The 22,978-nt window shown below is 50.4% G+C and carries 13 protein-coding genes; 9 read left to right on the plus strand and 4 right to left on the minus strand.

Going from position 1 to position 22,978, the window contains the following annotated elements; genetic code table 11:
- Positions 1–969: 969 nt before the first annotated feature.
- On the minus strand, positions 970–3,114 hold the full coding sequence (locus RID21_RS19930) for a glycogen debranching protein (RefSeq protein ID WP_145441718.1): 2,145 nt from the start codon (positions 3,112–3,114) through the stop codon (positions 970–972).
- Between the two features lie 682 nt (positions 3,115–3,796).
- Between RID21_RS19930 and RID21_RS19935 the strand changes: the two genes are divergently transcribed.
- Genes RID21_RS19935 through RID21_RS19950 form a run of 4 tightly spaced genes read left to right on the plus strand, consistent with a single transcriptional unit; the run spans position 3,797 to position 11,745 of the window.
- Positions 3,797–4,372, plus strand: a complete 576-nt coding sequence (locus RID21_RS19935; RefSeq protein WP_197993585.1) for an RNA polymerase sigma factor — start codon at positions 3,797–3,799, stop codon at positions 4,370–4,372.
- A gap of 1 nt (position 4,373) precedes the next feature.
- Positions 4,374–5,243, plus strand: coding sequence for an anti-sigma factor family protein (locus RID21_RS19940; RefSeq protein ID WP_145441716.1), 870 nt, complete (start codon positions 4,374–4,376; stop codon positions 5,241–5,243).
- A 38-nt stretch (positions 5,244–5,281) separates the two neighbouring features.
- Positions 5,282–7,684, plus strand: a complete 2,403-nt coding sequence (locus RID21_RS19945) for a heavy metal-binding domain-containing protein (protein WP_145441714.1) — start codon at positions 5,282–5,284, stop codon at positions 7,682–7,684.
- 44 nt (positions 7,685–7,728) lie between these two features.
- Positions 7,729–11,745 (plus strand): efflux RND transporter permease subunit, encoded by a 4,017-nt coding sequence (locus tag RID21_RS19950; protein WP_145441712.1) that lies wholly within the window; start codon positions 7,729–7,731, stop codon positions 11,743–11,745.
- 165 nt (positions 11,746–11,910) lie between these two features.
- Here the strand turns inward: RID21_RS19950 and RID21_RS19955 are convergent, their stop codons facing one another.
- From RID21_RS19955 to RID21_RS19965, 3 genes are all read right to left on the minus strand, one after another.
- Entirely contained in the window at positions 11,911–12,693 is a 783-nt protein-coding gene (locus RID21_RS19955; RefSeq protein WP_350191894.1) for a heavy-metal-associated domain-containing protein, read from the minus strand.
- Positions 12,694–12,724: 31 nt separating this feature from the next.
- Entirely contained in the window at positions 12,725–13,129 is a 405-nt protein-coding gene (locus RID21_RS19960; protein ID WP_145441708.1) for a MerR family transcriptional regulator, read from the minus strand.
- Between the two features lie 118 nt (positions 13,130–13,247).
- A complete protein-coding gene (locus RID21_RS19965; protein WP_145441706.1) occupies positions 13,248–14,567 on the minus strand; it encodes an APC family permease in 1,320 nt (439 codons plus the stop codon).
- A gap of 563 nt (positions 14,568–15,130) precedes the next feature.
- Here RID21_RS19965 and RID21_RS19970 point away from each other — a divergent pair.
- From RID21_RS19970 to RID21_RS19990, 5 genes are all read left to right on the plus strand, one after another.
- The gene (locus RID21_RS19970) at positions 15,131–16,603 is read left to right on the plus strand and encodes a TolC family protein (RefSeq protein WP_145441704.1); all 1,473 of its coding nucleotides are present in this window, start codon (positions 15,131–15,133) and stop codon (positions 16,601–16,603) included.
- A gap of 61 nt (positions 16,604–16,664) precedes the next feature.
- Entirely contained in the window at positions 16,665–18,161 is a 1,497-nt protein-coding gene (locus RID21_RS19975) for a multicopper oxidase domain-containing protein (RefSeq protein WP_145441702.1), read from the plus strand.
- Positions 18,162–19,375: 1,214 nt separating this feature from the next.
- Positions 19,376–19,891, plus strand: a complete 516-nt coding sequence (locus RID21_RS19980) for a DUF2231 domain-containing protein (RefSeq protein ID WP_350191896.1) — start codon at positions 19,376–19,378, stop codon at positions 19,889–19,891.
- 591 nt (positions 19,892–20,482) lie between these two features.
- The gene (locus tag RID21_RS19985) at positions 20,483–21,160 is read left to right on the plus strand and encodes a hypothetical protein (RefSeq protein WP_145441699.1); all 678 of its coding nucleotides are present in this window, start codon (positions 20,483–20,485) and stop codon (positions 21,158–21,160) included.
- A gap of 420 nt (positions 21,161–21,580) precedes the next feature.
- Complete coding sequence (locus tag RID21_RS19990; RefSeq protein ID WP_350191898.1) at positions 21,581–22,384, plus strand: SLOG cluster 4 domain-containing protein; 804 nt, start codon at positions 21,581–21,583, stop codon at positions 22,382–22,384.
- Positions 22,385–22,978 lie beyond the last annotated feature (594 nt).

Consider the following 22,978-nt stretch of genomic DNA (forward strand, 5'->3'; position numbering starts at 1 on the left):
TGTTTCTCACCTGCTGCCAGTCTGCTGAAGAAGGAGACCCGATTTCCTGAGGGATGTGGTCAGAATCAGAAATCTGAACACGGTCAATATATCGGGAAATCAGCAGACTCTGCAGCGCGTAAAGATGCTGTCTGAGCAGCTTTATAGCGTGAAACGACAAAGAGATACGCAGCGGTCGAGGGCTGCCTGTGGTGCAGCATTAAAGTGCGTTTTTCCTGCTGTTTGTGACAGATTGTCGATCGTCACCACGAAAACGACTTCCGGGAAATCGACCAGCTTTTCTGCAGGACTATTTTCGACGGGAGCAGGAGCAAGAGGGCTGACAGGTTGGTGATGAGAACCACAATGACAGTCGGTACCACAAGAGCAGGTGCCAGATTCGACAGCCTGAATTTCGCTGGAACAGGTAATGTCAGAGGGCCGTGATTCGAGAGTCGGAGCCGATATCGATGGGAGCTCAGCATCGTCACTGCAATGGCAGACAGCGGCCCCCGTGCAACAGCACCGAGTCGTCTGACTGTCTGTCGATGATCCCTGCTCGGAACAGCACTCAGTGTCAGTTTGAGACTGACCAGGGCAGCAGTGACAGGATGCGGCAGGCAGACCTTGCAGTGGAACTGTCAAAGCAGCCAGGCAAACCATGATTCGAGTTGTGATTGTTTTTGACATCCACATGACTGAAATCTTTCTCCCCCTTCTGTCTTAATCTCAGCGAAGAGGTTTCTATCTGTATTAATCGGACAGAAACCGAATTGATCTGGAGACGAACTCGCGGGAAATCGTCTTCGCCTCAAGATGTGTTGCAAGTCTCTGAAATCAAGAGCTTTGGGAAAGCTGAGGGAGTATCTTTTTAATCAGAGATCAGGTCAAGAGAGGTTCGCCCGACTGGTCTACTGATGCCTGAACTCATTTTATTTCAGGGACTTCAGTCATCAGGTAGAATGATCCATTGTCAGGGAGGGCCGTATTTCAAGTATCACCTCTCGATTGTGCCAAAACGACAATGCTGCGCTGATTGACCCTGTAGTGATTATGAGTCAGCGGGATTTGAATATCAGGCACTAATAAATCCATGGGACTGGGCAGGGAAGTATCGACAACCCGTTTCCATGTCTTATCTGCTTGTGCATGGATTGAGAACTGTACGGGCCTTGTCGAGCCATTGATCATCACGTAAAGGTCGCGGGTTTCTGGCGAAGGATCGTGCAGGTGATATGCCAGGCATTGAGAATCGGCGGACAGATCGACCTCCGGTTGTTCTGCCCCGTACCACTGAATCTTCTCCCGCCAGAAAGTCGAACTCCCCAGCATTCCATGAGATTTGCGAAACGCGATCATTTTTTTGAAAAAGCGGAAGACTTCTTCATGTTGCGTCAGCCGGTCCCAGTCGAGCCAGCTGGTTTCGTTGTCCTGGTTGAAAGGGTTGTTGTTTCCTCCCTGAGTCTGCATAAACTCATCTCCCATGCGGAACATGGGGCTGCCATTTGACAGCATCAGCAGACAGCAGAAGTTTTTCACCTGTCGTTTGCGTAAATCAGCGACTTCCTGCGGCAACTGGTCATTTCCTTCCCAGCCACAGTTCCAGCTGAAATCGTCCGGGCCATCCAGATTATCTAAGCCATTCGCTGTATTGTGCTTCCTGTTGTATGCTGTGAGGTCATACATCGTAAAACCGTCATGCGATGTGATAAAGTTGACACTCTGGAACGGGCGAAATGCATGATAGGTGTCATCCGGAAAGAGATCGTTACTGCCATACAGACGCGTCATCAGTTGGGAAATCAGCCCCCGATCGCCCCTGACAAACTGTTGCAGCGTGTCCCGAAACTGGCCGTTCCACTGCATCCAGGTACGACCGGGAAAAGACTTGCCTAGCTGGTACAGGCCCGAGGCGTCCCACGGCTCTGCAATTAGACGGACATGAGCCAGATCCGGATCGGCGGCAATCTGATTAAATAAAGGTGGCTGGTTGAGATTCACAGCCCCATCTCCGCCGCGAGAAAAGACGGAAGCCAGGTCGAACCGAAACCCGTCCACATGCATCTCTTTGGCCCAGTAGCGTAAGCTGTCCAGGATGAGGCGGCGGACAGTCGGAGCAGAAGTGTTGAGTGTGTTTCCTGTGCCACTGAAGTTGGCATAGGGGGCACTCGGATCGCCAGACGGAACATAGTAGGTGGCATTGTCGATTCCACGATAACAGTATGTCGGGCCCCGCTGGTCTCCCTCTCCTGTATGGTTATAAACCACATCCAGAATCACCTCGATCCCGGCACTATGCAGTTCGCGGACCATTTCCCGAAACTGGCTATGCTGCTCACACGAAGACAGGTTCGTTGAATATTGATTATGAGGAGCGAAAAAATTCAGGGGCATGTAGCCCCAGTAGTTTTCGTCAAACGGGTCAAATTGAAAGACGGGCATCAATTCGACCGCTGTGACACCCAGTTCTTTGAGATAAGGGATCTTTTCAACGACACCGGCAAATGTGCCTCGTTTGTCATCGTCGATTCCTGAACTCGGATGTTGTGTGAATCCACGTACGTGCATCTCGTAGATGATCAGATCAGTACCGTGGCACACGCGAAGTTCGTCTTTCCAGTCAAACGGGCACCGGCAGATGTCCAGACGACCCAGAGGAGGATGAGGGATTTCTGAGTGATCTCGATCCGGTGTTATTGTGGGAAAGAATATGCTGCGCGCGTACGGATCGACCAGAATTTTAGCGGGATCGTACACATGCCAGTTGCCGGTCGCATGCTCGGCGGGGCCATCGATTTTGTAGGCATAATATACGGCTCCATCGGCCTCCGTGAGCGGTACGCGGCAATGCCACACGGAGCCCGATTTGTTTTTGAGCGGATCGAGTTCCAGGCAACAGGCTGGAGTCTCCAATTCCTGTTCTCGAAAGAGCAATAAAGTCACCCTGGACGCATTCACGGCATCAATGGCAAAATTATAAGCCTGTTCCGTATTTAACCAGCTGACCCCCAGGGGGGCAGGGGTACCTTCAAATCGTTCCCATTCCGGTCCCTGGTGCAACTGATCGGCAGGTGTTTCACTCTCAACCAGAGTCCCGCAGTGCTGGCAGATATTCTGAACGGTGTTTCGCAGCATTATTCATCCTTTTAATCAACTCGTTTTCTGGGCCACTGAAGCGAGCTGTTCAATCTGGCTGCCTCATCCCTGGTTTCCAGTGAAAGGCTGTTAATATTCAAAGCGGGCTCAAAACCGTTGTCAGTCGTAATAGACCTTGAGCACGTACTGCTGCACCATCCGCTGAATATTGAAATACGACGCATTCAGTGAAATCGAGTGGGCCATGATTTTCAGCCAGGCATCTCTCTGCTTCATCAGAAGTCTAACTGATCGGTTTTTCGCAAGGACAAATGCAACTGCCCGACACTGAAGCTCCCGCATGGGGGGGGCGGAGCAGGGTGCTGCAACTCGAACCTGAACGAGAGTGACAGGAGACCGTTATTGCTGTTTTTTTGAATCACCCGTTTCAGGAAGCAATGAGCAAACCTGATAAGCTCTTCTCTTCATTTAGATGCCTGAATCATCGAATTCTTCACGAAAAATAAGAATTATATCATACTGCTGATGTTCTAAAGGTCTTGCACCAACACTCAGGTTGAGGGGATTGCACCAGCGGGCTTGTTCCATTATGACTCTGGATATTCTGCTGCCATGGACTCGTTTTCCAACTACTGTATTTTTACCGTCACATTCTCTATTCTGTAGCTTTACTGAAAAAAAACGAATTATTATTGAGTTTCTGTGAAGAAATCCTGCAACCGTGTCATCTAAACGAGCAACAACCCGACAAAACGCTGCTTTGCAGGCTCTGGTCGATGCCGAAACCATCGAAGGGTGCCAGGCAGGCGAGAGTCATGCGCAAGAGCGTCTTTACGGGTTATGCCATGCCCGGATTTATCACGTGATGGTTCGGATGGTTGGCTTGCAGGATGCTGCTGATTTAACTCAGCAGATATTTCTGCAGGCATTTCGTAAGATCGATCAATATGCGGGCCAATCGAAATTTGAAACCTGGTTTTATCGACTGGCAATCAATGAGGCTCTTCAGCACCTGCGGAAAAAACGCCGCCGGTCGCACCTGTCATTTACACAAGAACCCATGAGTCAGAATCAGCCAGAGCAGAATCGCAGAGAAATGAAAGAACTCCTGGAAGAGGCTCTGTCTCGACTGGATCCGGAGGTGCTTTCCGTTTTCATACTGCATGAAGTGGAAAAACTGACATATCGTGAAATTGCTGAGGTAAAGAATATCGCAGAAGGAACTGTAGGCTCGCGAATGAATCGTGCTCGGCGGGAGTTGAAACAGCACCTGACTGATCTGGGGTGGGAGCCATAACATGAATTGTCCCGAAGTCCAGGAATTACTTTCCGCTTATTATGATGGCGAACTGGATGAAGCCCGGTCATCCGCGGTCGCGGCGCATATTGAAACGTGCGCTGAGTGCAAAGCAGAACTGGATGTATTTGCAAAGCTGACACAGTTGACGGAATCCCTCGATGCCCCAGCCCCCTCTGATCAGATCTGGAATCAAATACAGCAACATCTGCATGATTCGCCCACCATGGATCAAAGAGGAAATGACAATCATCACGCGACTGGACGTCGCAATTTCTTCAAATGGGTGTGGTTGACTTTAGCGGCAGTTTTTCTGGTAGCCGTCGGTACTGGCTGGTGGTTCTTTCAGTCAGGGCGAGAAGTCCAGGAGCATCAACATAACCATCAACAGTTTACCGCTGAGTTTGGACAATATCTCGATCTATTTACCCAAGATCCCAGTGCCGCCCAGCAATTCCTGCTGGCGAAGTATCAAAATCAGCCCTTACAGGAGGGGCAGATTCGAGAGAAAACTGGTTATAAGCCATTCATTAGCAAAGGGTTGCCTGCAGATTATAGACTTGAATCCGCCCATCTGTTTAAGATGCCCTGTTGTACCTGCGTGCAAGCCGTTTGTAAAAGAAACGATGGTAGCACGCTGGCAATTTTTGAGCACGATAAGGAAGAGACCAGCGAATGGTTCGGAGATCGGCCCAATGTTTGTATTGCCTGTAAGGACAGAAAGTGTTGTCTGGTGGAATTCGATCAGCAGATTGCTGCCAGCTGGAAACGGGGTTCTCATTACATCACATTGATTGGTGTTAGAGATTTGGATGAAGTGGATCGATTCGTGACCTGGTCGAATAGACATCAGCCGACAGCCACGAATTGAGTTTTCAGGAAAGTTACGATTTCCGATAGAGGCCGAAAATGAAATCACCTTTTCAATCTGACCGGTTACGTCACTTCTACAAACGAAATGCCGGGAAAATCTGGGTTTTGCAAACGGCCTTTTTGATATTGATCGGCTTCAGTATTGCCTGGTCAATGAAGGCCCCCTCTTCGGAGTCGGATCAACCTCCGAAGGAAACCGCGCATGCAGGGCATGCAAAAGCACCGCAGATCTGGACCTGCTCCATGCATCCCCAGATTCGCCGAAACGCACCTGGCAAATGCCCGATTTGTGGTATGGAACTGGTTCCTGTGGGGCCGACGCCGGAGGGAATGCGTACGATTCAGATCAGTGAGACTGCCCGTAATCTGCTGCGAATTGAAACCACGCCTGTGGAGCGGCGTGAAGTCACAGCAAAGATTCGCATGGTGGGGAAAGTCGAGTACGACGAAACAAAGCTGGCACATATCACGGCCTGGGTTTCAGGACGTCTGGATCGACTGTACGTCGATTTTACCGGCGTCGAGGTTAAAAAAGGCGAACATCTGGTCTATATCTACAGTGAAGAGTTGTATGCTGCCCAGGAAGAGTTGATTCAGGCACTGAAATACAAAAAAGAAGGTCCTGCGAAAACGACCAGGCTGGTGCAACCGATCGATCTCGTTGCATCTGCCCGTGAAAAGCTCAGACTGCTGGGACTGACTGCAGAGCAGATTCAGGAAATAGAAAAGCGGGGCACTCCCTCAGAACATCTCACGATTTACTCACCGATCGGCGGCATCGTGATTAAAAAACTGAAAGAAGAAGGGGACCGCGTCCGCACCGGGGATCGAATTTATACTGTAGCCGATCTCAATCTGGTTTGGGTCAAGTTAGATGCCTACGAATCTGACCTGATCTGGCTGCATTATGGACAAAAAGTGAAATTCAAAACCGAAGCCTATCCGGGGGAGACATTCACGGGGCGGATTGCCTTCATTGATCCTGTCCTGAATGAGTCAACACGCACGGTCAAAGTCAGAGTGAATGTGCCAAATAAAGATGGCAAGCTGAAACCGGAAATGTTTGTCAGCGCCGTGGTGGAATCACAGGTGGCAACGGGAGGCCGTGTCCTCGATGAAGAACTGATGGGGAAATGGATCAGTCCCATGCATCCGGAAATTATTAAGGATCATCCCGGGGTCTGTGATATCTGTGGAATGCCACTGGTTCGCGCTGAGACGCTGGGAGACGTTATCACACCAGAGGAAAAAAAAGACAAACCATTGGTGATTCCTGTATCAGCAGCTCTGGTTACGGGGACAAGAGCGATTGTTTATGTCGAAGTTCCTACAGCCAGCAAGCCGACCTATGAAGGGCGGGAAATCGTTCTGGGCCCGCGTGCTGGAAATTATTACATTGTCAGGAATGGTTTGAGAGAAGGTGAACTTGTCGTCACGAATGGCAACTTCCAGTTGGATAGTGCTCTGCAGATCTCTGCTAAACCGTCCATGATGACACCCGAAGGCGGCGGTGGAGGAGGACATCACCACGGCGGCAGCAGTTCCAGCAACAAAAAGATGGAACAGAAACAGTCGCAGTCACAGACAATGTCTCTGCCACCCCAGTTTCAGCAACAACTCAGCAGAGTACTTCAAGCCTCCGATGCCGTTACTGCGGCCATTGAAAAATCGGAACTGACTCAAGTGCGTGCGGCATTCGAGCAACTGGGACAGGCCCTGCAGCAGACAGATACCAAACTACTGACGGGACATGCCGCTATGCTGTGGGGGGAATTTTCCATGTTGCTGTCAAATGACGCGGTTGAAGGCGGCGATGTTCTATCGCTGGAAGAGGCAGATCAGGTCTATGCCAAACTGAAACGGCATATACAACGTGTGCGTGCCCAGTTTGGAATGAATCATACAAATCACGAAAACAGCGCTAAGGACATTGAAGTACCTGCTGAATTTCAGACTGAATTAGCACCGTTACTGAGCTTTTATTTTACCCTCTCAGATTTTCTGGCATCCGATCAGGAACAGAAAGCACTTGGGGCTGGTTCGAAGTTGAAGCAGATACTCGGTTCGATTCAGAGTTCCGCTTTGCAGGGAGATGCTCTGAGATACTGGAATCAGGAAGCTGCCAATCTCGCCGGGATTGCCGATCAGTTTAAGCTGGCAAAGGACCTGAAGTCGCTGCGCAAGTCCTTCGCATTGCTTTCCCAGGAAATCCTGGTGCTGGTGAAGACTTTTGATCTTGCCCGCCAGCCGCCCCTGTATGAACTGCATTGTCCGATGGCCTTTCAGGGGCGGGGAGCGATCTGGTTGCAGCGCGATACTGAGGTCAAAAATCCATATTTTGGGACGTCGATGCTAAAGTGTGCGGATCGAGTGGTCCCGATCGCTAGAGAGCAACTTCAGGAAAAACCAATCGAACACAAGGGACATGACCATCAGTAAATATTGTTGGCAAACATGGTCTCTCCGTTTCGACAGGAAAACAGATGGTGACTGAATCCGAAAATGTAAACTTGAACCAGGATGAACCGAAATCGATTCTCGAAAAGGTCATCTGGTTCAGTCTGAACAACAAGCTGGTAGTCAGCTTACTGGTCATCGCGATTCTTGGCTGGGGCGCGTTGGTTGCCCCCTTCGACTGGGATCTGGGGGGACTGCCGAGAAGTCCTGTCCCCGTGGATGCCATCCCTGATATTGGTGAGAACCAGCAGATTGTTTTCAGTCAATGGATGGGCAGGTCGCCCCAGGATGTGGAAGACCAGATTGGATATCCCCTCACGGTGGCACTGCTCGGGATTCCCGAAGTCAAAACCATCCGCAGTTACTCGATGTTTGGTTTTTCAACGATCTACGTGATTTTTAATGAGAAGGCGGAATTCTACTGGTCTCGCTCCCGCGTGCTGGAAAAACTGAACAGTTTGCCTCCGGATACTCTCCCGGAGGGCGTTCAACCGACACTGGGGCCTGATGCCACCGCCCTGGGACAGATCTTCTGGTATACGCTCGAAGGCCATGATCCGGATGGCAATGTCGTTGGAGGGTGGGATCTGCGCGAGCTGCGTACGGCACAGGACTGGTATGTGCGTTACGCTCTGGCTTCGGCGGAAGGGATCAGCGAAGTTGCTTCGATCGGTGGTTTCGTTCAGGAATACCAGATCGACGTTGACCCCGATGCAATGCGGGCAAACAAGGTGAGCCTGGAACAGGTTTTTAATGCCGTACGCATGTCAAATGTGGACGTGGGGGCGCGTACTATTGAATTAAACAAGGCAGAATATGTCATCCGCGGTCTGGGATTTGTCGAAAATATTGGCGACCTTGAGAAGACGGTCCTGAAGGTCAGCGACAACGTACCCATCACTGTCAAGGATGTCGCTACCGTCTCACTGGGGCCCGCTCTCAGACGTGGCGCGCTGGACAAAGAGGGTGCAGAAGCCGTAGGGGGAGTTTGCGTCGTTCGGTATGGATACAATCCGCTTGAAGCAATCAAAAATGTGAAAGAAAAAGTTGCGGAAGTATCTGTGGGGCTCCCGAGCAAGGTTTTAATTGACTTCAAGAAGATAACTCCTGACAAGATTACAGAGTATGCCCGACAGCATCACTTTGATGCCTATCAAAACGATCAGTTGAATGATAAAGCCTGGGTTCAGCATTTAAGGTCCCTGGAACGCAGTGAGTGGCCAGAGTGGGCTACCATCAGCCAGATTACGGTCGTTCCGTTTTATGACCGTACAGGGTTAATTTATGAAACGCTGGGGACCCTGAACACCGCACTCACTGAGGAAATCCTGGTCACGATCATCGTCATTCTGATCAGTGTGATGCATTTGCGGAGTTCAGTTTTAATCAGTGCCCTGTTACCACTGGCTGTGCTCATGTGCTTTATTGCCATGAAAACACTGGGGGTCGATGCAAATATTGTTGCCCTGTCCGGCATCGCCATCGCCATAGGTACAATGGTCGATATGGGGATCATTCTCTGTGAAAATATCCTGAAACAACTGGATGAAGCTGGTCCGGATGCTGACCGTCTGAAAGTGATTTACAATGCTACCCGCGAAGTCGCCAGTGCTGTCCTCACTGCTGTGTCTACTACCGTTATCAGCTTTCTGCCCGTATTTACCATGATTGGGGCTGAAGGTAAGCTATTTAAGCCGCTCGCATTTACGAAAACCTTTGCCTTGATTTCCTCCGTCATTGTCGCACTGACGATTATTCCTCCCGCTGCCCATATTCTGTTTAGAGGAAAAGTTCACTCAACCTCAATCAAGCGTTTTCTTCCCTGGAGCCTGGTTATTCTTGGCATGCTGATTGTTCTGCTGGCTATCCTGAATATGCTCCCTATGGAAAATACTGGTTTCATCGGACGTTTCTCACTTCCCTGGTGGGTTGGAGCAATCGTACTGGGGCTGGGGGTGTACAATTTAATGGAACACCGAATTCCCGAACGCCTGCGCCAATTTGGGCCCCTGGCCGCAAACTACCTGGCCGTACTGGTGGTCGGCTTGATTCTAACCGAACACTGGCTCCCCCTGGGACCAGATAAAGGTTTTAGTCAAAATCTGATGTTCGTGACGCTGTTAATTGGTGGACTGCTGGCCTTCTTTCAATTCTTCCAGCGCGTCTTATATGAACCGCTGCTCCGCTGGTGTCTGAAAAACAAACTGCTCTTTCTTTCCATTCCAACACTGATCCTGTTTCTGGGCGGTTGTGCCTGGTTGGGCTTTGACCGTGTGTTCGGATTCGTTCCTGAACCAGTTCGTAACACAGCTCCGTGGAAAAGTATGGCAGCGACATTTCCGGGATTAGGTAAAGAGTTTATGCCACCATTAGATGAAGGCTCTTTCCTGTATATGCCAACAACGATGCCTCATGCCTCTATTGGCGAATCAATGGATGTACTGCAGCTGCAGGATAAACTGTTGATTTCTATCCCCGAAGTGGAATCGGTTGTGGGGAAGGTCGGTCGAGTAGACAGTCCTCTCGATCCCGCTCCGATTTCCATGATTGAAACCATCATTACATACAAGACTGAGTATAAATCGGATCAACAGGGGCATCGTATCAAGTATCGATATGATCCAGTCAAAAATGAATTTGTCCGAGATAAAAATGGAAAGCTGATCGAAGATTCTGGTGGGCGTCCTTATCGTCAGTGGCGAGAACATATAAAGTCACCGAATGATATCTGGAAGGAAATCACCGACGCTGCCAGTTTGCCTGGGGCAACATCAGCTCCTAAACTGCAACCCATTGCCGCGCGGATTGTCATGCTGCAAAGTGGTATGCGTGCCCCGATGGGACTCAAGATCAAAGGTCCCGATTTACAAACGATTGAACGCGTGGCTCTGGATATTGAACGACTGCTCAAACAGGTTCCTTCAGTAGAAGAGTCTGCTGTGATTGCTGATCGTATTGTCGGAAAACCATATCTGGAGATCGACATCGATCGCGATGCGATTAAGAGATATGGATTACATATCCGCTCTGTTCAGGATGTGATTGAGGTCGCTATAGGCGGTAGGAGGATTACGACAACAGTCGAAGGCCGTGAACGCTACCCGGTCCGTGTGCGTTATGCCCGTGAATTGCGGGATGAAATTGAAACATTGGGCCGTATTCTGGTTCCCACACCCACTGGCGCGCAGATCCCACTCGAGCAACTCGCCGAAATACGCTATACCCGTGGACCTCAGGTGATTAAAAGCGAAGACACTTTCCTTTTGGGCTATGTCTTGTTCGACATGAAACCGGGGAATGCCGAAGTCGATGTTGTGGAAGACTGCCAGCGATTCCTGAAACAAAAAATACAAACCGGAGAATTGGTTCTCCCGCCAGGTGTGAGTTACAGCTTTGCCGGCAGTTATGAGAATCAGATCCGCTCACAGAAGACTTTGATGATAGTACTGCCCTTGGCGCTGTTCGTGATTTTCCTGATCTTATACTTCCAGTTCAGTTCGGTCATCACGACCTCGCTGGTCTTCAGTGGGATTTTGATCGCCTGGTCGGGGGGCTTCATCATGCTCTGGCTATATGGACAACCCTGGTTTTTGGATTTTCAACTGTTCGATACCAGTATGCGCTCTCTGTTCCAGGTGCATCAAATCAATCTGAGCGTTGCTGTCTGGGTCGGATTCCTGGCCCTGTTCGGGATTGCCACTGATGATGGCGTCGTCATTACCACTTACCTCGACCAGAGTTTTCGTAAACGCAGGATCGGTTCTGCCAGGGAAGCGCGAGATGCCACTCTGGCTGCAGGCTTAAGGCGTGCCAGGCCCTGCTTAATGACCACGGCCACAACCATTCTGGCTCTGATTCCTGTCCTGACATCCACGGGGCGGGGCTCTGACATCATGGTCCCCATGGCGATCCCCAGTTTCGGGGGCATGCTCATCGAAATCATGACCATGCTGGTCGTACCGGTGCTTTACTGCAGTGTTATGGAGTGGAAGTTGAAATGGGGAATCGAAGATCCCCGTTTTGAGGAGAATGCTCAATCTTAAAAGCTCGAGAGATTATCCTCACTAAACTACCGCAAGGAGAAGACTGCGATTGAAGACGACATGACTCCACTTCAATCGCAGAAGCAACTTCTCACCTCGAACAGGTTAAACAACAGGATCGTATAAAGATCCTGTCTCTTAAAAAGTATTTTTTAACTTGCCGTCCTACCACAGCATGAACAGGGCCATCAGGATCATCACACTGTTTTCAATGATCGTGACCGCGGACATGGGCAGGTTAAACACGGTTCCCAGACAGGCGCATTGAATTGCCTGACGTTTACGTACGGCTTGCAGCACGCCAATCAGTCCGACTCCCATCACAAGAGCTGTGGCAGCGTTTATCAGAGCCGGCGCCCAGCCGAAAATAAATGCGATCCCCAGTGAAAATTCAAGAAACGGATAGAGTAACGCGTACAGACGCGACCGTTTTGCCACAATATCATAGGTCGCAAAGGCATCGGCGAACTTGCTGACATCAAGCAGCTTGAAGAAGGCAAATCCCAGGAAAAAACAGCCCATAAAGAAACGCAGGAAGTTTCCCCAGACCCAGCCCGATGCTTGTGCTGAGGCTAAGATCGCGGCTGCACCACATACATAAAATACAACCAGCAGCAGCGGCTTATAGGTACTGAGTTTGAAATGATGTTTCTCCTCTGGAGGCTGAATCTGCTCCAGCCTGGGAGTCGCCTTTAAGTCCTTCTGTTTTAGAACAGGCTTTGCCTCAAACCCGGCTCCCTCTACAACCGCGATAAGTTTCTCGACAGGATCTTCCCCCTGCATTTTGGCTGTGACAGTTTTTAATTCACTGGAAAGGTCTGCTTCCCACTCCTGTATCTCAATAGTCTGATCCAGCACAGGTCGTAATTTACTTAAACAGGATTGGCACTTCATATTTGTCGATACGGTCACCTCTTGAAGGTGATCTTCCTGCTTCACCATTGTCATCTTTTTGTTCTCCATATTTCAAATAACAGGTTTATTTGTTCGGGGATGTAATTGATTCGATGATCGGACAGTCAGACAGAGTACCTCGTCCACTGCACTTTTCATGCAGAGTCTCAAGGGTTGACGCCAAGCGTTGCAAATCATCAATTTTCTGATGGATTTCAACCAGTTTCTGTCCAGCCAGTTGCTTGACCTCTCTCTTGGATGAATGAGGACTGTCCGCGAGATGCAGTAACTGTCCGACTTCAGCGAGAGTAAACCCGAGTTCCTGGGCACGTTTGATAAACTTGATCCTGTCAATCACATCCGGCGGATATTCCCGGAATGAGGACAGCGCGACGGGCTGTTTGACCAACCCCTTCCGTTCATAAAACCGCACTGTCTCTACACCAACCCCTGCTGCCTGGGCGACTCGTCCGATTGTCAACTTACTCATATTTCAACCTCCTGCGAGTATTATAGACCCTGTACCATGGTACGGGGTCAAGGGGAGGTTCTAGCAAGCATAAAAGAATGATGAAATATGTCGGGCTTTCGAGTTCCACTCGACATCGTTAACTGTCAGTTTGACTGAAGTTAAGAAAAAGCCAGACACCGAGGAATATTAAGCTCAATCCGGCAAGGGAAACGTAAATCACCAGCATGTCTGTCTGAGCTTTGACAACCAGAAACGCCCCTAAAACGACGACGTCCAATATTATGGCCGTGATTAAGACGAGGCTATTGGCCTCTACGTCTTTGCGCAGGTGATAAAATACTCCCCAATGGATGGCGATATCCATGATGATATAGAAGATGGCTCCCAACGAGGCGATACGGCTTAAATCAAAGAAAACCGTTAATAGCATGGCCATAATAACGGTATACACCAATGTGTGCTTTTGGATGCTACCAGGCATGCCAAAATGTGAGTGTGGCACTAATTTCATGTCTGTGAGCATTGCCAGCATACGTGAAACCGCAAACACACTGGCAATCACACCAGATACAGTGGCGATAATCGCAAACAATACGGTAAACCATAAGCCGTAATCTCCGAATGCAGGCCGAGCGGCTTCTGCAAGAGAGTAATCTTTCGCTTTGATAATTTCATCGACCGTCAGGCTTCCCCCCACAGCCAACGTCACAAGCATATATAGGATCAGACAGAGGACTATCGAAATGATGATGGCTCGTCCTACATTTTTGTGAGGATTTTTTAGCTCTCCGCCGCTATTTGTAATCGTAGTAAATCCCTTGTAGGCCAGAATGGCGAGCGCCACTGCTCCTAGAAATTCGCCTGGGCCTGCGCCGGTTTTATCAGTTGAAGAAGAACTTTCGAAAGAAAAGCCGGAAGCCCACAATCCCCCGATCGCAAAGACGACAATCCCACCAATTTTGATAAATGCGGTGAAAAATGATAACTTTTGTATGTATTCGTTGCTTAAGATATTCACCAGAAAAGCAAATGCGAGCAAGCCGACTCCGAGAGCGACCACCAACCAGCTATATTCGCCGAAATTGAAGAGTTGCAGTGTGTAAGTACCGAAGGTTTTAGCGACCAGACTCTCATTGATGATCATGGAAAAGTACATCAGCAACGCAAAGGCGCCTGTGAGCGTTGTTTTACCGTAAGCTTTCTCAAGGAACATGGCAATTCCACCTGCGGATGGATAAGCATTTGCCATTTTTACATAGGAATAGGCGCTGAATGATGCCACGATTGCTGCTGCCAGAAATGCTAGTGGGAACCAATGTTTCGCCAGCTCAGCCACTTGACCGGTCAGAGCAAAAATACCAGCGCCAATCATCACTCCCGTGCCCATCGCAACTGCACCCGCCAAAGTCAGACTGTCCTTTTTATACTCGGATGCATGCTCGCCAGAATGTTCCATGTGGTTACCTGTTTGTGCAGTTTTCCTGAAAAAGATATTGTCTCGTATCTCGTGTGTGATATCAGGCTCGGCTTTTCGGCTTCAACTGATTTCCGTACTGACGCTTTACAAAGCAATATGTGTGCCAGCACGCAAATCTATTATATCGAACTGATTTTCACGATCTCAGCTGATAAAATCCGATACAGAACCGGTTGCCCGGCAATCACTTTGAGTGATTGTCCTTCGCTGGTGGAGTGGACGTTAGTTCCACTCTGGTACACATTCTTTTTGAACTGCAGTGGAAGAATTCACTGGTGAAGACTTAAAAAGACCGGGAGGTAAAATACGCGGTTTATGCAAACTGTCTGGTGAAAAAACTCATCCTTTGCGGATTAAGCAGAGTGTGTGCAGCCCCTGGATAAAGCAGATCTGTACAGACAGACGAATCAATCTCTATACGGCTGTGGTTTTACTGGAGCGCCTGCGCAAACATAACCTCTTTGGCCCTGGCTTATGTTCTGAACTTCCAGACTGCAATACGCCCACACCTTTCTCAGCTGAATTTAGCCGGAGGTCTTCGAATGTCAGATACATATACTCGTAAGATTGTGATATCACTGACGATACTTGGCGGATGCTGTGTGCCGCAACTGCTCAGAGCCCAGGACGCGTTCCCCTTAGTCCCTCCCGCAGCAGAACCCAGAAACGCTGAGACATCCCGGGATCAGGTCGGGCGACGGTTTATTCCTCCCTCGTCCTTTCCGAAGTCACCAGCCGGTGTGGAAGACCTGATGAAACAGGAGACACCGCAATCCCTGGAAACGGATCTCACCCTGGATGCGCTGCTGATGATGGCGACGGAAAATAATCCCACGCTGGTTCAGGCGCAGCAACAGATTCAGGGGACCCTGGGCAAGGCCCTGGAAGCCGGACTGTATCCCAATCCCACCTTCTATTATATCGCCGAGCAGATCTTCGTGGATTCTGAAACCGACACCGATACCCCGGGGGAATTCCAGGGAGGTGCCGTTCAGCAGGAAATCGTCACCGCCAACAAGCGGGAGATCAGTCGGCGGAAATATCAGCAGCGTGCGAAAACGGCGGAATGGATGGCCGTTGCCCAGCAGTGGCGAGTCTGTAACGATGTCCGCATTCATTTCTGGAAAACGCTGGGGCATCGTCAGATTGTCGACATTCGCCGCGAACTGCTTAAAGCTGCCGAAGACTCGGCACTGACGACGCGCGAGCAGGTCAACCTGGGTCAGGCCACACAGGCTGAGCTTCATCTTTCGAATGTCTCCCTGCAGCGCACCCGTCTCTCTTTGCTGAATGCCGAAAACATGTATCGCAGCCAGTTCGCCATGCTCAGTTCCCTGGTGGGAGTGGAACTGGAGCCACAACCTCTCAAGGGCGAACTTAAGGCGGATATGGAATCCATGATTGACTTCAACCAGGCAGTCGAAAACCTGTATAGCGACAGTCCTGAAGTGCTGGCTGCCACCGCGAAGTGGCAGGCCGACTGTGTCACCTTGGAACGGGAACGCGTCGAACCGATCCCCAATATCTTTGTGAAAGCGGCCACGGGTTATAACCACGAAGCCCGTGAGCCGGTCGCTTCGGTGCAGGTTTTTCTGGAAGTGCCGATCTTCGATCGCAACCAGGGGACGATTCAGCAGGCCGAGGCCGACCTGGCCCGTCAGAATGCAGAGATCCAGCGCACCAGACTCAGACTGCGACAGGACCTGGCACTGCACTACCAGAAATATTTGACAGCGCTTCAGCATGTGATAGAATTTCAGTCGGTCATCCTGCCTGAAGCGAAGGCCGCTTATGCGAACCAGTTGGGTGCCTATAAGGACGATCGACAAAACTGGGGAGATGTTCTGAAAACCCAGCGGGAATATTATCAACTGCGGGAGCAGTTCGTGCACCATCTCATTGCCTGGCGTACCAACGAAACGCTGATCAATGGTTTTCTCCTGCACGGGGGGTTAAAAGCCGCAGAGTCCCCCACACCGCCCGGTCATATCGATTCGGTCGCTCAGCCTCGCTGACCGGATGCGCCGTCTGTTTACCGCCTTTCACCCGCTTTGATTTTTAAACAGGAGTCCTGGTATGTCTGACTCATCCTCCCGGCGCGCCTTTCTGAAAAATGGAACTGTGGGCACATTTGCTGCATTAAGTGCCGGCACCCCGGCTGCGGCAGCATTGTCAAAAGAACAACCCGATGCTCCGTCAGATCAACCTTCGCAGAAACAGGCAGATCAACACGAAGTTCAGGACGAATACGACGGCTTCTCGCGTTATCGTCCCAGCCGCGGGCATGATCCCGACAGTGATTATTACATCGGTAAGCGGGTTCCCGGTTTTCGCAATCCGGCTGACGGCCCGGCCCCCTTCATCGCCAACGATCTGGATAAGCTCCCCTGGAAGATGAAAAATGGCGCCAAGGAATTCCACCTGGTCTGCGAACCCGTGGCGCGGGAGTTCCTGCCCGGCCATTGGATGAACGTCTACGGCTTTAACGGTTCCATGCCCGGCCCCACGATTGAAGTGACCCAGGGGGATCGGATTCGGATCATCGTGCATAACAAATTGCCGGAAGAGACCTCCGTTCACTGGCACGGTTTTGAAATGCCCGTGCAGTATGATGGTGCGGATACCATGACGCAAAATCCCATCAAGCCGGGAAAAACATTCAAATACGAATTCGACGTGCATGAAGAAGGCACCTTCTTCTACCATTCGCATGTGGCGATGCAGGAAGCGTTCGGCATGGTCGGCTGGTTCATCGTGCATCCCCAAAAAGTCTGGGATCCCCCGGTCGACCGCGATTTCGGTGTCATCTTTCAGAACTTCCGCATTGATCCCATGCAGACGGTCGCCAACAGTTGGAGCATGGACTGGAACTGGCACACCATTAACGGTCGGAGCGGCCCCTATACCACGCCCCTGGTCTGCAAGCACGGGGAACGCGTGCGTGTGCGTCTTCTGGATTTTAGCCCGGTGCAGCACCATCCGATTCATATGCACGGTCACACTTTCTGGATCACCGGACACGAGGGCGCACGCATCCCTAAATCCGCCTGGATTCCCCGCAACACTGAACTCGTCGGCGTCGCTCAGGCGGCTGACTTCGAATTCATCGCCAATAATCCCGGCGACTGGATGTTCCACTGCCACATGGTACATCACATGATGAACCACATGGTTCAGCACGTGGGGCCGCGCATGCGGGAAGATGCCAAAGTCGACCACTACCTCACCAGCCTCGATACACGCCCCCGCGTCAAAATGCACAAGGATCCCAAATTCGAAATTCCCGGCTACCCGCAGAAAATGCAGGGCATGACCATGACGAAACCCATGATGAAAGAACTCTGGTCCCGCCGGGAAGTCAAAGGGATGCGGGCCAATGCCATGATGTCGATGGCAGGGCTCATGACCTCCGTACGTGTCCTGCCAGATGACCTGTATCAGCGCGTGATGGAGTCAGAGGAAAAGGTTCCCAAAGGCTCCATCTTCAAAGAAATCGTCAAACGCTTCGGCACGATTGAAGACTACGAACCCGCCCCACCCGACGCAATGCAGAACATGCTCAACGACGACTGATTCCAGGACCAGAAGCGAGCATTTCCCTCGCCTCGAATTGACTCCGGTTCTGTAAACGGATTTCTCTCCGGTTGATTGTAAAATATTAATCAGCCTGGACCGGAATCTCATCTCTTAACTGCAGGCATGGCTGTTTCTGCAGGTCGGAATACTGGCGAATATATTCCGGGGTATCTTCAATCTTCTCCGTTTACGATCAATATGATTGAGAGTGCTTCAAGGCAGCTCTAATGCCAGAATACAAAAGCGACTGCAGTGGCTTAGTCAGCGACGGTATCTTTAGAGACGGAATCATCAACCGGTAGATCTCTACTGCTACCGCTTTGTTGCGTCGGGCTGCTGCAAACGAGCTTCCAGTGGAAGCCTGGGAGTGGTGACTTTCGGATTAATCTGGATTTCCAAAAGGTGTGAATGGCACAGGACGTGCTCCGTAATTGTGATAAGAGCGAGGAAACCGGCCTGTGAACTTACAGCTGGTCGGATGTGCGAGACACGGAGCAGCGATCTTTTCTTTGGCAGACGAACTGTATTTCTATTGGCTGAAGATGTCGCACTGCTCTGTCATATCGTCGTATTTTTTGTCGGCGGTGAGGGGCAATGTTGATTGTCAGGTAATCGCTTCTGGATGCGTGATCTAAAGCTGTGGAAGCGTTCGTCGTACATCTATTCTGCTGCTGTTTTTGAAACGACAAGCTGCGTAATCAAAGCATTCATGGGATGTCTTCTTGTCGCAGTAAGAAGAGGGGGCTGGTAAGAATATGCAGAAAACAGGCCATTATGCCTTTGGTTGTTCTTAGTTCAGAATGACCGCTATTAGCGCGGCATGAATGATTAGAGTTCGATACAGGGTAGTCAGATAAATGCCTGCCGGCAGATCGAGATCAGATTTTCTATCTGTATTTGAGTCAAGATACAAGGGAGTGGAAGGCGCGCTTTGATTCTTATGGCAACGATGGTGTCACTGGGGAGGCTGGTGCACATTGGACTTCGTCTGAATGGGGGTACTGAGACAATGTTTGATAAACGAGGCAAACTTCAGCCAAGCCGCCGTAAGTTCGGTTGCAGGTATGATCCTGCTGAATCTTGCGTTAGCCCGGGGGGCGAAACATAAACCTTACGGTCTGTGGGAGCGGTTCAGCCATTAATCGTTGATAGAGAAAAATATAGGAGGTAACATGACACTGCCCATTCCAAATATCTGGGAATTGCATCCGATGCTTGTACACTTTCCGATTGCCCTGCTTCTAACCGGAGTAGTCATGGAATGTCTGGCCCGCAAGCGGCCAACGCTTACGCGACCCGCATCGGGTATTTTAGTAGCCGGCGTGGCCCTCGGCTGGTTAAGCGCAGCGGCGGGACTTCTGAGTTTCTATACTGTTCCTGCACATACAGAACAGGCGCATACGCTAATGTGGTGGCACCTCGGCTTCGCTGTCTTCTCGCTTTTGTTTTTTTCGGGGGTTGCCGTCAAACGCTGGAGAGGACGCCAGGCAGCAGTGACTAAGCCGGTACTACTGATTGAGCTATGCGGGGCAATACTGCTGATTATTACCGCCTACCTGGGTGGCACAATTGTCTATCATGGCGGCGCAGGCGTTGAACCGGAACTGTTATCTCAGGAGGTTCGTAGTGAGCACCATCATGGTGAGGCCGGGCACGGCGCTTCATCTGAAACACACTCGGAGAGCAGTCATGAACATTCAGAAGGTGAGGACCAGCATGAGCATTAAATATGCTTTTCTTTTGCGACCATTTTCTACACTCGCATTCCAACTGGCACAGAGTTGGAGGCGAGGTCAGACATCCGAACTGACTCGGTAAAACCCGGAATCGATTTTCGGGGGCTGATCCTTTTCACCGGGTGCCATCTGTCGGCTTGCCCGACAGTACCCATCAGCGTAGGGCAGTGTACCCTCGTGTCCGCCCGCCTGGCGAGGTCCAATACGTATTTATGCCTTTGCAGGCATCCGTACAGAACCGTACCCGGCTCCGGTAAGCTGAAAGCAACCAGGTCAGAAGTGCCGACCAGAACACCGATCGTCGATGTTTCAATCACACTCCTGGCAGATCGAATTGATGTCACAAGTTGTTGATTTGACGACAACAAAACAGCAGGGCCTATTGTTCTGGCACTGATGCAGAAACCGCTCTTTGAATTATGTATTTACGGACGATCGGGGTTTTCAAGCAGAGAAAAGCGATGCTGAGAAGACGTTTGGCACGCAGTGTGCGTCGTATACTGGCAACGCGGTCCATTGACGCTCCGTGATGAACGACTGGAGGTCTTCTCTATATCTGTTCCGATTACCTGGGAGTGAACAATGACTTGCAAAATTCTGACGACCATTGCATCCGTAGCGGCACTCGTTGCCATGGCCGTCCCTGCTTCAGCTAACGATGGATTTTCGACCTATCCATCACGGGGGTGCGGTTGCAGCACCAATGGCATTTACTCAAACAATTCCAACTACCCTAACGGCTATCCCACCGCGGGCGGATGCTCAAATGGGAATTGTGGATACCCGAATTCGAGTGGTTACTACGCCCCGGCACCTTCTGGCTTCCGTGGGAACTACTCTGTCCCGCTGACTCAAAACAGATTTCCCCGCCAAACGGCCCCACCATCAACGAGTCCCTTCTTCGATTCGCGATCTCCTTACAATGACAGCAGGAACCGGCAACCTGCGTTCCAGTCCATCCCATCGTTCGGCACTGGAGAGATTCGACCGGCGCTGCCCAACGCGGTGCAAGCGCCGTCGATCCCGGCCGGCATGGAAGGGATTGCTCAACTCTCTGCAACTGACCAGGTCGCCGCGTTGAGGCAACGAACCTGTCCAGTAACTAAGGAGCCGCTGGGTTCGATGGGCAAGCCAATTCGCGTGACCGTCGGAGGTCAGTCGATCTTCGTTTGCTGTGAGGGATGCGTCGCCGCGGTGAAACGGAATCCGGACAAGTATTTACGGGGTGCATCGACTCGCCAGCATTCGATCTTTCGTTGATCTACGCGTATGGAGCAATGACCGAATGATCGGTCAACCGGGAAACGGGTACTTTAAATTGAGATTGCCCGTTTCCCGGGGTCTGGACTGGCAAATTATGAGACGTGGCAGTCAAAGCAGAGATCTCTATGGCCCGAAACGTGCAAAATGACTTGATTTATGTATGTACGCTATGGCTATCATAACATTTCAGTAAGATCACTTCAGGTAGAGCAGTCTTTGCAAACCGAATGAGGGCTGGAGCATGCATTAATTATGATACCTGTGTGGTAAAGATTCTTACGATATTTTCTCAACTTACATGAAGATCAGGCAGGCGTTGTGCATCCAATGTATCAGTGACGGGACAGCAAGCAGCGGTGGATTTTATTGTGGCTACCTGTTGCACCTCTGCAAATCATTGGAGCATAGGAAAGGTCTATGAAAGAGAAACAGTCAATAAAGTCTGTGAGTGACGATCCCATGCCACTCAAAATTGGCGTTATGGGAGGTGCCGGGAGTGATATTCCAGCACATTATCTGGATCGAGCGGCTCGACTTGGTGAAGAAATTGCTGCACAAGGCTGTATTATAATTACGGGAGCGTGTCCTGGTTTACCGCTCGCAGCTGCACAGGGAGCTTCTAAGCAGGGGGGAACCGTTATCGGTATTTCTCCCGCCCTTAGTCTTGATGAGCATGCTTATAAATATGGTTCTCCAACACTCGCCCACAACGTGCTGATCTTTACTGGCAGTGGGCTTATGGGACGTGAGGTCGTTAATATTCACAGTAGTGATATCGTCGTGATCGTGGGCGGCAGAAGCGGAACGCTGGGTGAATTAGCGATTGCCTATGACGAAGGAAAGTTAATCGGTGTGCTGACCGGAACTGGTGGCATCAGTGACATGGTTCAAAGCATCCTGGAAACGTGTCACAAAGAGACCGGCGCGCGTGTTATCTATAATGATGACCCGCAACAACTGGTCAATGAATTGCTGGAAGTGTATCGAAACGAACATTTTCGCCGTCCTTCTGTATTTTGCCGTGGTGTTCAGGCTGCATCACCAATCACCATAGCAAACGGCAAGAAAGACATTGTTTGTGGAATGATATTAGAACCGGGCTCTGCGGCTGCAAGGCGCGAACAGAATGGAAGTGAATATGTGTTTTGCTCACTCCATTGTGCTGAAAAATTTGACGCACAGCCTTCATTCTATCTTGAGTCTGAAAAGTCTAATAGCTGATTTACAAAGCCTGCCGACCATATAGAACAGCCATTAAAGCAATTGACGTATGGAGACGCGCCCCCTACTCTGTGCTGACCTACTTGAAATGCTCGAATCAACTTCATCGAGTAGCAATTCTCGGCTTGGTTGCTGACATAACCAAGCGGAAATTTAGTCTGAAGTAAACTTAGCGACTGCATTTCTTAAAGTGATAATATTCCAAGGCTTAAACGCCATTTGCCTTTAGCTGCCTATTGGCAACAGGCCCATATCCGCTCATAGTATCGATCGTATTGCCAGTATATCCTGCAAGTCCAGGTCGATCAGTTCCCGCACTCGCCGACTGGCACATCGCGTTTCTGGTCAATCAGCTGACTCGCGTACTGTGCCAGCCTTATTCATGGTGAGGGCAGGTAAATCGATCATGCAGATGCCCGAGGCCGCCGACAGCTTCGGCAAAGCAGGGCGCTCCGTAACAGTTGCGTTCAACATTGCTTTTCATTCCTCCGATAATTTTAAGAACTTTAAATTGTGTTAAGCCGAAATTGATGACTGAGTAATACAAATTACCCGGACATCTGCAGACGGTGGTCACCGTCTCGCCGGAAATCC

The organism is Gimesia sp., assembly GCF_040219335.1.
GTDB lineage: Bacteria > Planctomycetota > Planctomycetia > Planctomycetales > Planctomycetaceae > Gimesia.

Bases quoted from the DNA above. Each gene is read 5' to 3' on its own strand.
- RID21_RS19930 (WP_145441718.1), bottom strand. From the start codon at position 3,114: ATGCTGCGAAACACCGTTCAGAATATCTGCCAGCACTGCGGGACTCTG.
- RID21_RS19955 (WP_350191894.1), bottom strand. From the start codon at position 12,693: ATGACAATGGTGAAGCAGGAAGATCACCTTCAAGAGGTGACCGTATCG.
- RID21_RS19990 (WP_350191898.1), top strand. From the start codon at position 21,581: ATGAAAGAGAAACAGTCAATAAAGTCTGTGAGTGACGATCCCATGCCA.
- RID21_RS19970 (WP_145441704.1), top strand. From the start codon at position 15,131: ATGTCAGATACATATACTCGTAAGATTGTGATATCACTGACGATACTT.
- RID21_RS19965 (WP_145441706.1), bottom strand. From the start codon at position 14,567: ATGGAACATTCTGGCGAGCATGCATCCGAGTATAAAAAGGACAGTCTG.
- RID21_RS19975 (WP_145441702.1), top strand. From the start codon at position 16,665: ATGTCTGACTCATCCTCCCGGCGCGCCTTTCTGAAAAATGGAACTGTG.
- RID21_RS19950 (WP_145441712.1), top strand. From the start codon at position 7,729: ATGGTGACTGAATCCGAAAATGTAAACTTGAACCAGGATGAACCGAAA.
- RID21_RS19945 (WP_145441714.1), top strand. From the start codon at position 5,282: ATGAAATCACCTTTTCAATCTGACCGGTTACGTCACTTCTACAAACGA.
- RID21_RS19960 (WP_145441708.1), bottom strand. From the start codon at position 13,129: ATGAGTAAGTTGACAATCGGACGAGTCGCCCAGGCAGCAGGGGTTGGT.
- RID21_RS19940 (WP_145441716.1), top strand. From the start codon at position 4,374: ATGAATTGTCCCGAAGTCCAGGAATTACTTTCCGCTTATTATGATGGC.
- RID21_RS19980 (WP_350191896.1), top strand. From the start codon at position 19,376: ATGCTTGTACACTTTCCGATTGCCCTGCTTCTAACCGGAGTAGTCATG.
- RID21_RS19985 (WP_145441699.1), top strand. From the start codon at position 20,483: ATGACTTGCAAAATTCTGACGACCATTGCATCCGTAGCGGCACTCGTT.